Here is a 13,508-nt window from a genome sequence, read left to right as displayed (position 1 = left end):
GATCACCAGGCGGGGCTTTTTATTGGCTTTTGGAATCAGACGAGAGGTTTAGGCTCGTGTTCTTTTTCCTGGGCCTCTTCGTGTTGCTCGACCGCTTCCTGAACGGAGCGTGGTGCTTCGGCAATCACGGCTTCAACGGCAGCTTCTTCAGCGACCGGGGCAGGAGCTGCCTCAACCACTTCGGCAACCACTGGCTCGGCAGCGACTGGAGCAGCAGCGGCAGCCAGTTCGGCTTCCTTCTGCAGACGCTCTTCTTCACGCTTGCGACGACGCACTTCACGCGGGTCGTTTGGTGCGCGGCCGCTTGGGGTCAGGGCGCTGACCGGCGCGACAACTGGAGACGCTTCAACTACCGGGGCAGGTGCTTCGGCGACAACTGGCGCTTCAACCACAGGGGCTTCAACGACCGGTGCCGGTTCGGCAACCACTACTGGCTCGGCAGTCTTGGCTTCTTCAACAACAGGTGCTTCAACCACTGGCGCTGGTGTTTCTGCGACAGCTGGCTCGGCGACCCAGTTGAATGCGGTCTGTTCTTCGCGAACTTCACGCACGGTTTCGGTCACGGTTTCAGCGACGGTTTCGACAACCGACTCTTCAACTACGGCTGGTGCTTGGAAGGTCACCGCTGGTTCGGCAGCCGCTTCAACCTGAGGCTGAGCTTCGCGAGCCGGAGCCACTTCGACTTCCGGAGCGGCAGCTACTTCTACCGGAGTGGTTGCTTCAACAACCGGCGCTTCTACTGGAGCAGTTTCCAGTGTTGCAGCGGTAGCGCGTTCAGCTTGCTCGTGGGCCTGAGCTTCAGCCGGAGCGCTGATCGCGGTGCTGGCAACCGCAGCGGTAACAGCCAGACCAGCAGCCAGATCGGAAGTGCTTGGCGCCTGGGCGTTTTCGCCGGACTCGGATTCTTCCGAACCTTCGATCACGTTGCCATTGGCATCACGCTGACGCTCGCGACGGTTGCTGCGACGACGCTGACCACGGGAGCGGCGGCGTGGACGATCGCCTTCGGCGTTCTCCGAACCGTCTTCCGGCAGTTGCTCTTCGTTGGTGGTGATTTCTTCTTCAGCGACGGCAGCAGCGGCCTGCTCGGCACGCGGTTGACGCTCTTCACGCGGAGGACGTGGCGCACGTTCTTCACGCGGCTGACGGGCCGGACGCTCTTCAGCGGTGGCGGCGGCAGCAACGGCCGGAGCGGCATCCAGAGGTTCGCGCAGTTCACGTACGCGTTCTTCACGCTCGCCACGCGGCTTGCGATCTTCACGTGGAGCACGTGGTGCACGTTCTTCACGAGGGGCGCGTGGTGCGCGTTCTTCGCGGGCTACCGGTGCTTCGTCACGGGATTCGCGCGGCTCGCGGACTTCACGTGGTTCGCGCGGCTGACGCTCTTCACGCGGCTCACGTGGGGCGCGCTCTTCACGCGGTGCACGTTCTTCGCGCGGCTTGCGTTCTTCATCGCGGCGACCGTTACGGTTGCGGCTTTGCTGACGACCGTTGCGACGCTCCTCGTTGCGGGCCGGACGCTCGGCGGCAGGTTTTTCAACCACGACCGGAGCAACAGGCTCTTCTTTAGTGGCGAACAGGCTGACCAGCGACTTCACCAGGCCTTTGAACAGGCTTGGCTCTGGCGCGGCAACCGGAGCAGGTGCCGGGGCCGGAGCGGCGACTTCGGTCGGAACCGGAGCGTTGGCGCGGGCCGGAGCGGTCTTGACGGCGGCTTCCTGGCGCACCAGGGTGCGGGTCGCGGCGGCTGGCTGAACGTCTTCGACGTCGGCGGCAGCGGCAGCGATTTCGTAGCTGGACTGGTTGGTCGCGGCTTCCGGGCTGTCGTCACGCAGACGCTGAACTTCGAAATGCGGGGTTTCGAGGTGATCGTTCGGCAGAATGACGATGCGGGCGCGGGTGCGCAGTTCGATCTTGGTGATCGAGTTGCGTTTTTCGTTGAGCAGGAACGCGGCCACCGGGATCGGCACTTGAGCGCGAACTTCGGCGGTGCGATCTTTCAGGGCTTCTTCTTCGATCAGGCGCAGGATCGCCAGGGACAGCGATTCGACGTCACGGATGATGCCGGTGCCGCTGCAGCGCGGGCAGACGATGCCGCTGCTTTCGCCGAGCGAAGGACGCAGGCGCTGACGGGACATTTCCAGCAGGCCGAAGCGCGAGATGCGACCGATCTGCACGCGGGCGCGGTCGGCTTCCAGGCATTCGCGGACTTTCTCTTCCACGGCGCGCTGGTTCTTGGCAGGGGTCATGTCGATGAAGTCGATGACGATCAGGCCGCCGATGTCGCGCAGGCGCAACTGACGGGCGATTTCTTCGGCGGCTTCAAGGTTGGTCTGCAGGGCGGTTTCTTCGATGTCGCTGCCTTTGGTGGCGCGCGCCGAGTTGATGTCGATGGACACCAGGGCTTCGGTCGGATCGATGACGATGGAGCCGCCGGACGGCAGTTCAACGACGCGCTGGAAAGCGGTCTCGATCTGGCTTTCGATCTGGAAACGGTTGAACAGCGGAACGCTGTCTTCGTACAGCTTGATCTTGCTGGCGTACTGCGGCATCACCTGGCGAATGAAGGTCAGGGCTTCGTCCTGGGCTTCAACGCTGTCGATCAGCACTTCGCCGATGTCCTGGCGCAGGTAATCGCGGATGGCGCGGATGATCACGTTGCTTTCCTGGTAAATCAGGAATGGCGCGGAACGATCCAGCGAGGCTTCTTTGATGGCGGTCCAGAGTTGCAGCAGGTAATCGAGGTCCCACTGCATTTCTTCGCTGCTGCGGCCCAGGCCTGCAGTGCGCACGATCAGACCCATGTCGGCTGGAGCGACCAGACCGTTCAGCGCTTCACGCAGTTCGTTGCGCTCTTCGCCTTCGATGCGACGGGAGATGCCGCCGGCACGCGGGTTGTTCGGCATCAGAACGAGGTAACGACCGGCCAGGCTGATGAAGGTGGTCAGGGCTGCGCCCTTGTTGCCACGCTCTTCTTTTTCGACCTGAACGATGACTTCCTGGCCTTCGCTCAGGACGTCCTTGATGTTGACGCGGCCTTCAGGGGCTTTCTTGAAGTATTCGCGGGAGATTTCTTTGAGGGGCAGGAAGCCGTGGCGCTCGGAGCCGAAATCGACAAAGGCAGCCTCAAGGCTTGGTTCGATGCGAGTGATGCGGCCTTTATAGATGTTGGCCTTTTTCTGCTCGCGTGCACCGGATTCGATGTCCAGGTCGTAGAGGCGCTGGCCATCTACCAGTGCAACACGCAACTCTTCGGGTTGAGTTGCGTTAATCAGCATTCTTTTCATGTAGTACCGTCGGTTTCCGGGCTGCCGGAAACGGCGTTCGGCACACACGACTTCTCACGGTCGGTGTCAGGTGCGTCGGGAGTGGTTGGCCATTCCCGTGTCCAGCGATGTCCGGCCAATTGGGCCGTTATCGCGACGTACGCGTCCTGCTTGCTGTGGCTACTTAAGCACTCAGTCAGGAGGAGGAATCAACCGGTGGCTGTGGACGAGATGAAGCGTCTTGATAAAACCTGTTGCTACACAGTCCAGCGGTTGTGCATCTCCACCCTACACGTATCCCTGATAATTCGGGTGCTGCCGCGCGCAGAATCCGCAGCGGGTTGGCATTTACCGTGAGCTCCGAAAGGGGAGGTCACGCATCATGGCTAATTCAGGCGGTGTTTCCGGAGTCTTCGCTCGGGGTCATCCGCGGCTGACTGCACTTTGTGAACTGGCCGTGAATATGGCTCGCGTGGCGAGTCAAAACTCTGCTTTGCGGCGTGATTCAGGCCTCATGTCACCTGCGCTTGTTACAGCTGCAAACTCCACCGTTACGTAGCAAAAGCCCCGTAGGACGGCCTCGCGTCCTGGTGAATTGCGTTGGTCAGGGCCGGTTTTTGACCGTGGTTCCGCTGTCCAGGCCGCTTTTGGCGGCGTTCGCGACTATAGCAGCAATGATTAAGTGCTTCAATTCCATAAAAATTGTTATCATCGGCGCCATGACGACTACTGCCCCTTCGACTCCAGGCGTTCAATTGCTTGAGGTCTCGCCGGAATATGCCGGCCAACGAATCGACAATTTCCTCCTCGCCCGGCTCAAAGGCGTGCCCAAGACCTTGATTTACCGCATTTTGCGCAAAGGCGAAGTGCGTGTGAACAAAGGTCGGATCAAGCCCGAATACAAGCTGCAGGCCGGCGACATCGTGCGCGTGCCGCCTGTTCGTGTGCCTGAGCGTGACGAGCCGGTGCCTTTGGCCCAAGGCCTGTTGCAGCGCCTGGAAGCCTCGATTGTCTACGAAGACAAGGCCCTGATCGTGATCAACAAGCCCGCCGGCATTGCGGTTCACGGTGGCAGCGGCCTGAATTACGGCGTTATCGAAGCCTTTCGTCAGTTGCGCCCCGATGCCAAGGAGCTGGAACTGGTTCACCGTCTCGATCGCGACACCTCCGGCCTGCTGATGATCGCCAAGAAGCGCAGCATGTTGCGCCACTTGCATGCCGCGTTGCGCGGTGACGGTGTCGACAAGCGTTACATGGCACTGGTTCGCGGCAATTGGGCGACCTCGATCAAGCAAGTCCGTGCGGCGCTCGGCAAGAGCAATCTGCGCTCCGGGGAGCGCATGGTCGAGGTCGACGAGGAGGAGGGCAAGGAGTCTGTGACCGTGTTCAAGGTCCTGCGTCGCTTTGGCGATTTTGCCACTTTGATCGAAGCCAAGCCGATCACCGGTCGCACGCACCAGATCCGCGTCCATACGTTGCACGCCGGGCACTGCATTGCTGGTGACACCAAATACGGCGATGACGGTTTCAGTAAGGAAATTCGTGATCTGGGCGGCAAGCGCCTGTTTCTGCACGCCTACATGCTGACCGTGCCGCTGCCCGATGGCGGTGAACTCAAGTTGCAGGCGCCGGTCGATGAAATGTGGGCCAAGACTGTGGAGCGATTGAGTGCGCCCATCTGATTACAAACTGCTGATTTTCGATTGGGACGGCACCCTGGCCGATTCCATTCATCGGATTGTCGAGGCAATGCACTCGGCGTCCGGGCGTTCAGGTTTCGAGCTGCGTGATGACTTTGCCGTCAAGGGCATCATCGGTCTGGGTTTGCCCGAGGCGATCCGCACCTTGTATCCGGAAATCAGCGATGCCGAGATGACCTTGTTCCGCGAGTATTACGCCGATCACTACATCGCTGCAGAAGCCGTGCCTTCGCCGTTGTTCGAAGGTGTAGTCGAGTCGATGGCGTCCTTTCGCGAGCAGGGCTATCACCTGGCTGTCGCGACCGGCAAGAATCGTCGCGGTCTGGATCGGGTGCTCAAGGCCAATGGCTGGGAAGATTATTTCGATATCACCCGCGCTGCCGATGAAACTGCGAGCAAGCCGCACCCTCTGATGCTGGAGCAGATACTCGCTCACTGCGGTGTGCGTGCCGAACAGGCGTTGATGGTCGGCGATTCGTCCTTCGACCTGCTGATGGCGCGCAATGCGGGGATGGATTCGGTGGCGGTCAGTTATGGCGCGCAATCGATCGAATCACTGCAGCAGTTCGAGCCGCGACTGTCGATCGACCATTTTTCCGAATTGCACGCCTGGCTGGGGAAGCAGGCTTAATACGTTTTTGCTGGGGTGGATGGCATGACCGACGAATGGAAAGCACCGGCCAAGGCAACTGCCGACGACGGTGACGCGAAAAGCTGGAAGCTGCTGGAAAAGACCCTGCTGGCCGGTGTGCAAGAGCAGCGTCGTTCACGACGCTGGGGTATCTTCTTCAAACTGCTGACGTTTGTTTATCTGTTTGTTGCGCTGATCCTGTTCACGCCGTTGATGGACATGGAAAAAAGCGCAACTCGTGGCCCGAACTACACCGCGCTGATCGACGTCACCGGCATGATTGCCGACAAAGAGCCGGCCAGTGCCGACAACATTGTCGGCAGTCTGCGGGCGGCGTTCGAAGACAAGAAGGTCAAAGGCGTAATCCTGCGCATCAACAGCCCGGGCGGCAGTCCGGTGCAGTCGGGTTATGTGTATGACGAGATCAAGCGTTTGCGCGGCCTGCATCCTGACACCAAGCTGTACGCGGTGATTTCCGATCTTGGCGCTTCCGGTGCCTATTATATTGCCAGTGCGGCGGATCAGATCTATGCCGACAAGGCCAGTCTGGTGGGCTCTATTGGTGTGACGGCGGCCGGTTACGGGTTTGTCGGCACGATGGAGAAGCTTGGCGTCGAGCGTCGCACCTACACCTCCGGCGAGCACAAGGCGTTCCTCGATCCGTTCCAGCCGCAGAAGCCGGAAGAGACGGCGTTCTGGCAAAGTGTGCTGGATACCACGCACAAGCAGTTCATCAATAGCGTCAAGCAGGGGCGTGGCGATCGCTTGAAAGACAAAGAGCATCCGGAGCTGTTCTCCGGGCTGGTCTGGTCTGGCGAGCAGGCGCTGCCATTGGGGCTGATCGATGGTCTGGGCAATGCCAGTTCGGTGGCGCGTGACGTGATTGGCGAAAAGGAACTGGTGGACTTCACCGTTCAGGAATCGCCGTTCGACCGCTTCTCGAAGAAGCTCGGTGCCAGCGTTGCCGAGAAACTGGCAATGTGGATGGGTTTTAACGGCCCGTCGTTACGCTGATCGAATGCTGCAAGAAAAACCGGCCTGAGGGCCGGTTTTTTGTGGTTCAGGGAATCTGTACGCCTTCCGTCAATAGCATGTCGATCAGGCGAATCAGTGGCAGGCCGATCAGGCTGGTGGCGTCTGGGCCTTCGGTAGATTGAAACAGGCTCACGCCCAGTCCCTCGGCCTTGAAGCTGCCGGCGCAGTCGTAGGGCTGCTCGGCGCGCAGATAGCGCTCGACGCGGGCCTGATCCAGTACGCGCATGTGCACGGTGAAAGGCACGCAGTCGACTTGGCAGTGGCCCGTCTGGCTGTTGAGCAGGGCCAGGCCGGTGAGGAAGGTCACGCTGGCGCCGCTGGCGGCCATCAGTTGTTCGCGGGCGTTTTCGAAGGTGTGCGGCTTGCCGATGATGCGCTCGCCGAGTACCGCAACCTGATCGGAGCCGATGATCAAGTGAGCGGGGTGGCTGTCGGCCAGGGCGCGGGCTTTCTGTTCGGCGAGGCGTTTGACCAGCTCGATTGCCGACTCGTCCGGGCGATGGCTTTCATCGATATCCGGCGAGCTGCAGACGAACGGCAGGCGCAGGCGGCTGAGCAATTCCCGACGATAGGTCGAGCTTGAAGCGAGTAATAAAGGCAGCATTCGCATCTCCAGAGGCAGGCGACAGATTCTAGCGGAGGCGCGCAAGTGACGGACAGGGCACAATTTCCTTTGACATGGGTGGGTGCATCCCTATAATGCTGCGCCTATGTTGAATGACCCGATTCCACCTCACGTTGACCCGCGCAAATTGGCTGACCGTGGCACCACCCTTCAAGGTGAACTGCTGCTGGCCGATTTGAAGAGACTCTGCGACCCGCTTTCCGACGATGTCGGTACGGTGCAGGCAAAATTCGTTTTTGAACGAGATGAACGTAAATCTGTGGTAATCCACAGCTTTATCGACACCGAAGTCAAAATGGTTTGCCAGCGTTGTCTTGAGCTGGTCACCCTGCCGATCCACAGCGAATGCAGTTACGCTGTTGTGAAGGAGGGTGCGAATACCCAGTCGTTACCGAAAGGTTATGACGTGCTGGAACTGGGCGAAGATCCATTGGATCTGCAGTCACTGATCGAGGAGGAGCTTCTGCTCGCCTTGCCCATTGTGCCTGCTCATCATCCGGAAGAATGCCAGCAGCCGGCGGGAGCAGATGAGCCCGAACCGAGCGAGGACGAGGTAACGCGGTCCAACCCGTTCAGTGTATTGGCGCAGTTAAAGCGTGACCCAAACGTTTAGGAGTTAATCAATTATGGCTGTTCAGCAGAACAAAAAATCCCGCTCTGCCCGTGACATGCGCCGTTCGCACGACGCTCTCGAGGCTAGCACCCTGTCTGTAGAAAAAACCACTGGTGAAGTTCACCTGCGTCACCACGTATCGCCAGAAGGCGTATACCGTGGCCGTAAAGTGATCGACAAGGGCGCTGACGAGTAATCACTTGTCCGCTCAAGTCATCGCGATTGACGCAATGGGCGGGGACTTCGGTCCCCGCAGCATTGTTCAGGCCAGCCTTGCTTGCCTTTCTGCTACGCCCTCGCTGCACCTGACCCTCGTCGGTCAACCCTCCCTTCTTGAAGAACTGATCACCGGCCAATCGGCTGCCGATCGCGCGCGCCTGACGATTGTTCCGGCGTCCGAAGTCATCACCATGGACGAAAAACCTGCTCAGGCCCTGCGTGGCAAGCCGGATTCGTCGATGCGTGTCGCTCTCGAATTGCTGCGTGACGGCAAGGTTCAGGCCTGTGTCAGTGCCGGCAATACCGGTGCCTTGATGGCGCTGTCGCGATTTGTGCTCAAGACCCTGCCGGGGATTGATCGTCCGGCCATGGTCGCCGCGATCCCTACTCAGAAGGGCTATTGCCAGTTGCTTGATCTGGGCGCCAACGTCGATTGCAGTGCCGAGCATCTGTTGCAGTTCGCCGTGATGGGTTCCGTGGCGGCGCAAACGCTGGGTATCGCTCGCCCGCGTGTCGCGCTGCTGAATATCGGCACCGAAGACATCAAGGGCAATCAGCAGGTCAAGCTTGCTGCGACGTTGCTGCAGGCTGCCCGGGGCATCAATTACATCGGCTTCATCGAAGGTGACGGTTTGTATCGCGGCGAGGCGGACGTGGTGGTTTGCGATGGTTTTGTCGGCAATATTCTGCTCAAGTCCAGCGAAGGCCTGGCGACCATGATCGCTGCGCGCATCGAGGCTTTGTTCAAGAAAAACCTCGCCTCCCGCGCTGTCGGCGCTCTGGCGTTGCCATTGATGAAGCGTCTGCAGGCTGATCTGGCACCGGCGCGACATAACGGCGCAAGCTTCCTCGGTTTGCAGGGCATTGTCGTGAAAAGTCACGGTTCGGCCGGGGTTCAGGGATTTCAGAGTGCCATTCAGCGAGCGCTGATCGAGATTCAGGAGAATCTTCCCGAACGCCTGCACGGCCGTCTGGAGGATTTGTTGTCTTAGGCGTTTTCGTCGGACAATGCTTAAATGTGACCGCCCGGTTCAAAGGGCCATCCAACTGTCAGTTTCTTGCGTCCCTCTAGCGGGATGCCATTTTTCCGACGACAAGATCATTAGGGGCTTGTTACATGTCTGCTTCCCTCGCATTCGTCTTTCCAGGACAGGGTTCGCAGTCCCTCGGCATGCTGGCCGAGCTGGGCGCGCAACATCCGTTGATCCTCGAAACTTTCAAAGAAGCATCCGATGCTCTGGGCTACGACCTGTGGGCGCTGACCCAGCAGGGCCCGGAAGAGCTGCTCAATCAAACCGATAAAACCCAACCGGCCATTCTGACCGCTTCGATCGCCCTGTGGCGTCTGTGGCTGGCGGAAGGTGGTGCGCGTCCGGCCTTCGTTGCCGGTCACAGCCTGGGTGAATACAGCGCGCTGGTCGCTGCCGGCAGCCTGAGCCTTGCCGATGCGGTAAAACTCGTTGAGCGCCGTGGCCAGCTGATGCAGGAAGCTGTTCCGGCCGGGCAGGGCGGCATGGCTGCCATCCTAGGCCTGGAAGATGCCGACGTTCTCGCTGCATGTGCCGAAGCGGCGCAAGGCGAAGTGGTCAGCGCGGTGAACTTCAACTCCCCGGGTCAGGTAGTGATCGCCGGTGCCAAGGCGGCCGTTGAGCGCGCCATTGAAGGCTGCAAGGCCCGTGGTGCCAAGCGCGCCATGCCGCTGCCGGTCAGCGTGCCTTCGCACTGCGAGCTGATGCGTCCGGCTGCCGAGCGCTTCGCCGAGTCCATCGCTGCCATCGACTGGCAGGCACCGCAGATCCCTGTGGTACAGAACGTCAGCGCTCAGGTGCCGGCGGATCTGGAAACCCTCAAGCGTGATCTGCTGGAGCAACTCTACAAGCCGGTCCGCTGGGTCGAGTCCGTACAAACCCTGGCCGCCAAAGGTGCGACCAATCTGGTCGAGTGCGGCCCTGGCAAGGTGCTGGCCGGTCTGAACAAACGTTGCGCCGAAGGCGTTTCGACTTCCAACCTCAATACCCCAGACGCTTTTGCTGCTGCTCGCGCAGCGGCTGTCTGAATCAGGAGAAGCTTGCATGAGTCTGCAAGGTAAAGTTGCACTGGTCACCGGCGCAAGCCGTGGCATCGGCCAGGCTATCGCACTGGAACTGGGTCGTCAGGGCGCCATCGTTGTTGGCACCGCGACTTCCGCTTCGGGCGCCGAGCGTATTGCTGCGACCCTGAAGGAAAACGGCATCCAGGGCGCAGGTTTCGAACTGAACGTCACCAGCGACGAATCGGTCACCAAGGTGCTGGCGAGCATCCAGGAGCAGTTCGGTGCTCCGGTAGCGATTCTGGTCAACAATGCCGGCATCACCCGCGATAACCTGATGATGCGCATGAAAGACGACGAGTGGTACGACGTGATCGATACCAACCTGAACAGTCTGTATCGCCTGTCCAAGGGCGTTCTGCGCGGCATGACCAAGGCGCGTTGGGGCCGAATTATCAGTATTGGCTCGGTGGTGGGTGCCATGGGCAACGCTGGCCAAGTAAACTATGCAGCCGCCAAGGCCGGTCTGGAAGGTTTCAGCCGTGCCATGGCGCGTGAAGTCGGTTCGCGTTCGATTACGGTCAACTCGGTAACCCCAGGGTTCATCGACACCGATATGACTCGCGAGCTGCCTGAAGCACAGCGTGAAGCCTTGCAGACGCAGATTCCGCTGGGCCGTCTGGGACAAGCTCAAGAGATCGCGTCCGTGGTCGCTTTTCTTGCATCCGACGGTGCGGCATACGTGACCGGGGCTACAATCCCGGTTAACGGCGGGATGTACATGTAATTCAAATGTGACGGATTGCTTCAAAAAAATGTCATACGAGCTGTCTAAAATCCGTTATAAAGCTGCAATCTATTTATAGGCAGAGGGCCGCAGGGTTTGAGGAGTGAAGCTTTCAGTTGAAAAGCTGAAAAGTCTTTCTATACACTTACCCACTGGCCAGCTGCCTGAATTTGTCCATTAGGAGTGAAAACAAGGTATGAGCACCATCGAAGAGCGCGTCAAGAAAATCGTTGCCGAGCAACTGGGTGTTAAAGAAGAAGAAGTGGTCAACACTGCTTCCTTCGTAGAAGACCTGGGTGCCGACTCCCTTGACACCGTTGAGCTGGTGATGGCTCTGGAAGAGGAATTCGAGACCGAAATCCCTGACGAAGAAGCTGAGAAGATCACTACTGTACAAGCTGCAATCGACTACGTTACTAGCCACCAGGCGTAATAGTTTGTAATCGTTGCTTGCTGTCATGGAAAAACCGCACTGCCATCATGGCGTGCGGTTTTTTCTTTAGGCCTGATGCAAAGTCGTCATTTGAAAAAGGAGAGTGCTGTGTCGCGTAGACGCGTCGTAGTCACCGGTATGGGTATGTTGTCGCCACTGGGCACGGATGTGCCGAGCAGTTGGCAGGGCATTCTGGCTGGCCGCAGTGGCATTGGTCTGATCGAACACACCGACCTTTCTGCCTATTCCACCCGCTTTGGCGGCTCGGTAAAGGGCTTCAATGTCGAGGAATACCTGTCGGTCAAGGAAGCGCGCAAGCTCGACCTGTTCATTCAGTACGGTCTGGCGGCCGGCTTTCAAGCCGTACGCAATGCCGGTCTGGAAGTCACCGATGCCAACCGTGAACGCATTGGCGTGGCCATGGGTTCGGGTATCGGCGGTCTGACCAACATCGAAGAAACCAGCCGCACGCTGCACGAGACTGGCCCGCGCCGGATTTCTCCGTTCTTTGTGCCTGGCTCGATCATCAATATGATTTCCGGTTTCCTGTCCATCCACCTGGGTGCACAGGGGCCTAACTACGCCATCGCCACAGCGTGTACCACCGGTACGCACTGCATCGGCATGGCGGCGCGCAACATCATGTACGACGAAGCCGACGTGATGATTGCCGGCGGTGCCGAAATGGCCGCGTGCGGTCTGGGCATGGGCGGCTTTGGTGCTTCCCGTGCGCTGTCGACCCGCAACGACGAGCCGACCCGCGCCAGCCGTCCGTGGGACAAGGGCCGTGACGGCTTCGTACTGTCCGACGGCGCCGGTGCCCTGGTGCTCGAAGAGCTCGAGCACGCCAAGGCCCGTGGCGCGACCATCTACGCCGAGCTGATCGGTTTCGGCACCAGTGGCGACGCCTTCCACATGACTTCGCCACCCGCCGACGGCGCTGGTGCCGCGCGCTGCATCACCAACGCGCTGCGCGATGCGAAGATCAACGTCGATCAAGTGCAATACATCAACGCCCACGGCACTTCGACCCCGGCCGGTGACCTCGCTGAAGCCAACGCGATCAAGTCGGTGTTCGGTGATCACGCCTACAAGCTGGCGGTCAGCTCCACCAAGTCCATGACCGGTCACCTGCTGGGTGCGGCGGGCGCGGTCGAGGCGATCTTCAGCGTGCTGGCGATCAACAGCCAGGTGGCGCCACCAACCATCAACCTCGATGAGCCGGACGAAGGCTGCGACCTCGATTTCGTGCCGCACACCGCGCGCAACATGGATATCGATGTCGTGCTGTCCAACTCGTTCGGATTTGGCGGCACCAACGGCACGTTGGCGTTCCGTCGGTTCGCCGGCTGATGGACTGCTGGGTCGACGGTCTGCCGGCTGACGCTCTGTCGCTGAAAGATCGCGGCCTGGCTTACGGCGACGGCCTGTTCGAGACCATCGCCGTGCGTAGCGGTCAGCCGTTGCTGCTGGATCGGCATCTGACGCGTCTGGCCGACGGCTGTGCGCGTCTGGCCATCGCAGCCGACATCGAGCGGGTTCGCCATGAGCTGCAATCCTATGCCGCCGCGATGGGCGAGGGCGTGCTCAAACTCATCCTCACCCGAGGCGACGGATTGCGCGGTTATGCGCCGGATCCTTCAGCGCAGGGCCGACGCATTCTGCAAGGCAATCCTCCCGCCGCTTATCCAGCGGCCCACGCCGAGCAGGGCGTTCGCCTGTTTCCGTGTAGCACGCGTTTGTCCAGACAGCCGTTGCTTGCCGGGCTCAAACACCTCAATCGACTGGAACAGGTTATTGCCCGCGCCGAATGGCAGGACAGTGAGCACGCCGAAGGTTTGATGCTCGACCAGGCCGGTCGGGTGATCGAAGGCGTGTTCAGCAATCTGTTCCTGGTGCGTGACGGTGTGCTGATCACGGCGGACCTGAAACGCTGCGGCGTGGCCGGGGTGATGCGCGCAGAAATATTGTTTCAGGCGGAGTCCCTGGGCATCCCCGTGCAAATCACCGACATCCCCCTCGAACAGCTGCAATGGGCCGATGAAGTCTTTGTCTGCAACAGCGTGTATGGCGTCTGGCCGGTACGCGCCTGTGCTGCTCTGAGCTGGCCGGTTGGCCCGCTCACCCGTAAACTGCAAACCATTGCCCGCGCGCTACTGGATGCCTGATT

At 60.0% G+C, this 13,508-nt stretch carries 13 protein-coding genes; 11 read left to right on the top strand and 2 right to left on the bottom strand.

Annotated elements, in window-relative coordinates; all coding sequences use genetic code 11:
- Window positions 1-35: 35 nt before the first annotated feature.
- Window positions 36-3,287: a ribonuclease E gene (rne, locus tag EIY71_RS08370; protein WP_134021315.1), complete on the bottom strand. Its 3,252-nt coding sequence runs from the start codon at window positions 3,285-3,287 to the stop codon at window positions 36-38.
- A 698-nt stretch (window positions 3,288-3,985) separates the two neighbouring features.
- Between rne and rluC the strand changes: the two genes are divergently transcribed.
- The 3 genes from rluC to sppA are packed head-to-tail and all read left to right on the top strand — an operon-like array spanning window position 3,986 to window position 6,611.
- Window positions 3,986-4,948, top strand: coding sequence for a 23S rRNA pseudouridine(955/2504/2580) synthase RluC (gene rluC, locus EIY71_RS08365; RefSeq protein WP_007950779.1), 963 nt, complete (start codon window positions 3,986-3,988; stop codon window positions 4,946-4,948).
- Window positions 4,935-5,597 (top strand): HAD-IA family hydrolase, encoded by a 663-nt coding sequence (locus tag EIY71_RS08360; protein WP_134021312.1) that lies wholly within the window; start codon window positions 4,935-4,937, stop codon window positions 5,595-5,597. Before rluC ends, EIY71_RS08360 begins: the two co-directional genes overlap by 14 nt.
- Before the next feature lie 24 nt (window positions 5,598-5,621).
- Window positions 5,622-6,611, top strand: a complete 990-nt coding sequence (sppA, locus tag EIY71_RS08355) for a signal peptide peptidase SppA (RefSeq protein WP_085745059.1) — start codon at window positions 5,622-5,624, stop codon at window positions 6,609-6,611.
- Between the two features lie 46 nt (window positions 6,612-6,657).
- On the opposite strand, the gene EIY71_RS08350 is transcribed toward sppA, so the two are convergent.
- Window positions 6,658-7,236: a nucleoside triphosphate pyrophosphatase gene (locus EIY71_RS08350; protein WP_134021309.1), complete on the bottom strand. Its 579-nt coding sequence runs from the start codon at window positions 7,234-7,236 to the stop codon at window positions 6,658-6,660.
- 106 nt (window positions 7,237-7,342) lie between these two features.
- Here EIY71_RS08350 and EIY71_RS08345 point away from each other — a divergent pair, with 106 nt between their 5' ends.
- The 8 genes from EIY71_RS08345 to pabC all read left to right on the top strand — a co-directional run bounded on the left by EIY71_RS08345 (window position 7,343) and on the right by pabC (window position 13,506).
- Window positions 7,343-7,870 carry a YceD family protein gene (locus EIY71_RS08345; protein ID WP_003204262.1) on the top strand — a complete coding sequence of 176 codons (528 nt, stop codon included), beginning with the start codon at window positions 7,343-7,345 and terminating at the stop codon, window positions 7,868-7,870.
- A 13-nt stretch (window positions 7,871-7,883) separates the two neighbouring features.
- Window positions 7,884-8,066 carry a 50S ribosomal protein L32 gene (rpmF, locus tag EIY71_RS08340; protein WP_003179396.1) on the top strand — a complete coding sequence of 61 codons (183 nt, stop codon included), beginning with the start codon at window positions 7,884-7,886 and terminating at the stop codon, window positions 8,064-8,066.
- Window positions 8,067-8,070: 4 nt separating this feature from the next.
- Window positions 8,071-9,081 (top strand): phosphate acyltransferase PlsX, encoded by a 1,011-nt coding sequence (gene plsX, locus EIY71_RS08335; RefSeq protein ID WP_074688106.1) that lies wholly within the window; start codon window positions 8,071-8,073, stop codon window positions 9,079-9,081.
- A 125-nt stretch (window positions 9,082-9,206) separates the two neighbouring features.
- A complete protein-coding gene (fabD, locus tag EIY71_RS08330; RefSeq protein WP_007950787.1) occupies window positions 9,207-10,145 on the top strand; it encodes an ACP S-malonyltransferase in 939 nt (312 codons plus the stop codon).
- Window positions 10,146-10,161: 16 nt separating this feature from the next.
- Window positions 10,162-10,905 carry a 3-oxoacyl-ACP reductase FabG gene (fabG, locus tag EIY71_RS08325; RefSeq protein WP_007950790.1) on the top strand — a complete coding sequence of 248 codons (744 nt, stop codon included), beginning with the start codon at window positions 10,162-10,164 and terminating at the stop codon, window positions 10,903-10,905.
- Window positions 10,906-11,101: 196 nt separating this feature from the next.
- The gene (gene acpP, locus EIY71_RS08320) at window positions 11,102-11,338 is read left to right on the top strand and encodes an acyl carrier protein (protein ID WP_003175607.1); all 237 of its coding nucleotides are present in this window, start codon (window positions 11,102-11,104) and stop codon (window positions 11,336-11,338) included.
- Between the two features lie 108 nt (window positions 11,339-11,446).
- Window positions 11,447-12,691 (top strand): beta-ketoacyl-ACP synthase II, encoded by a 1,245-nt coding sequence (gene fabF / locus EIY71_RS08315; RefSeq protein WP_007908259.1) that lies wholly within the window; start codon window positions 11,447-11,449, stop codon window positions 12,689-12,691.
- Complete coding sequence (gene pabC, locus EIY71_RS08310) at window positions 12,691-13,506, top strand: aminodeoxychorismate lyase (protein ID WP_129973705.1); 816 nt, start codon at window positions 12,691-12,693, stop codon at window positions 13,504-13,506. Before fabF ends, pabC begins: the two co-directional genes overlap by 1 nt.
- Window positions 13,507-13,508: the final 2 nt, after the last annotated feature.

The organism is Pseudomonas sp. CH235 (genome assembly GCF_004368175.1).
GTDB lineage: Bacteria > Pseudomonadota > Gammaproteobacteria > Pseudomonadales > Pseudomonadaceae > Aquipseudomonas > Aquipseudomonas paraglycinae.
This window is presented reverse-complemented; position numbering and strand designations above follow the sequence as displayed.

What these genes read in the sequence shown, in the direction of transcription:
- rne (WP_134021315.1), bottom strand. Translation starts at nt 3,287, where the DNA reads ATGAAAAGAATGCTGATTAACGCAACTCAACCCGAAGAGTTGCGTGTT.
- pabC (WP_129973705.1), top strand. Translation starts at nt 12,691, where the DNA reads ATGGACTGCTGGGTCGACGGTCTGCCGGCTGACGCTCTGTCGCTGAAA.
- EIY71_RS08345 (WP_003204262.1), top strand. Translation starts at nt 7,343, where the DNA reads ATGTTGAATGACCCGATTCCACCTCACGTTGACCCGCGCAAATTGGCT.
- fabD (WP_007950787.1), top strand. Translation starts at nt 9,207, where the DNA reads ATGTCTGCTTCCCTCGCATTCGTCTTTCCAGGACAGGGTTCGCAGTCC.
- fabG (WP_007950790.1), top strand. Translation starts at nt 10,162, where the DNA reads ATGAGTCTGCAAGGTAAAGTTGCACTGGTCACCGGCGCAAGCCGTGGC.
- rpmF (WP_003179396.1), top strand. Translation starts at nt 7,884, where the DNA reads ATGGCTGTTCAGCAGAACAAAAAATCCCGCTCTGCCCGTGACATGCGC.
- EIY71_RS08350 (WP_134021309.1), bottom strand. Translation starts at nt 7,236, where the DNA reads ATGCTGCCTTTATTACTCGCTTCAAGCTCGACCTATCGTCGGGAATTG.
- acpP (WP_003175607.1), top strand. Translation starts at nt 11,102, where the DNA reads ATGAGCACCATCGAAGAGCGCGTCAAGAAAATCGTTGCCGAGCAACTG.
- sppA (WP_085745059.1), top strand. Translation starts at nt 5,622, where the DNA reads ATGACCGACGAATGGAAAGCACCGGCCAAGGCAACTGCCGACGACGGT.
- rluC (WP_007950779.1), top strand. Translation starts at nt 3,986, where the DNA reads ATGACGACTACTGCCCCTTCGACTCCAGGCGTTCAATTGCTTGAGGTC.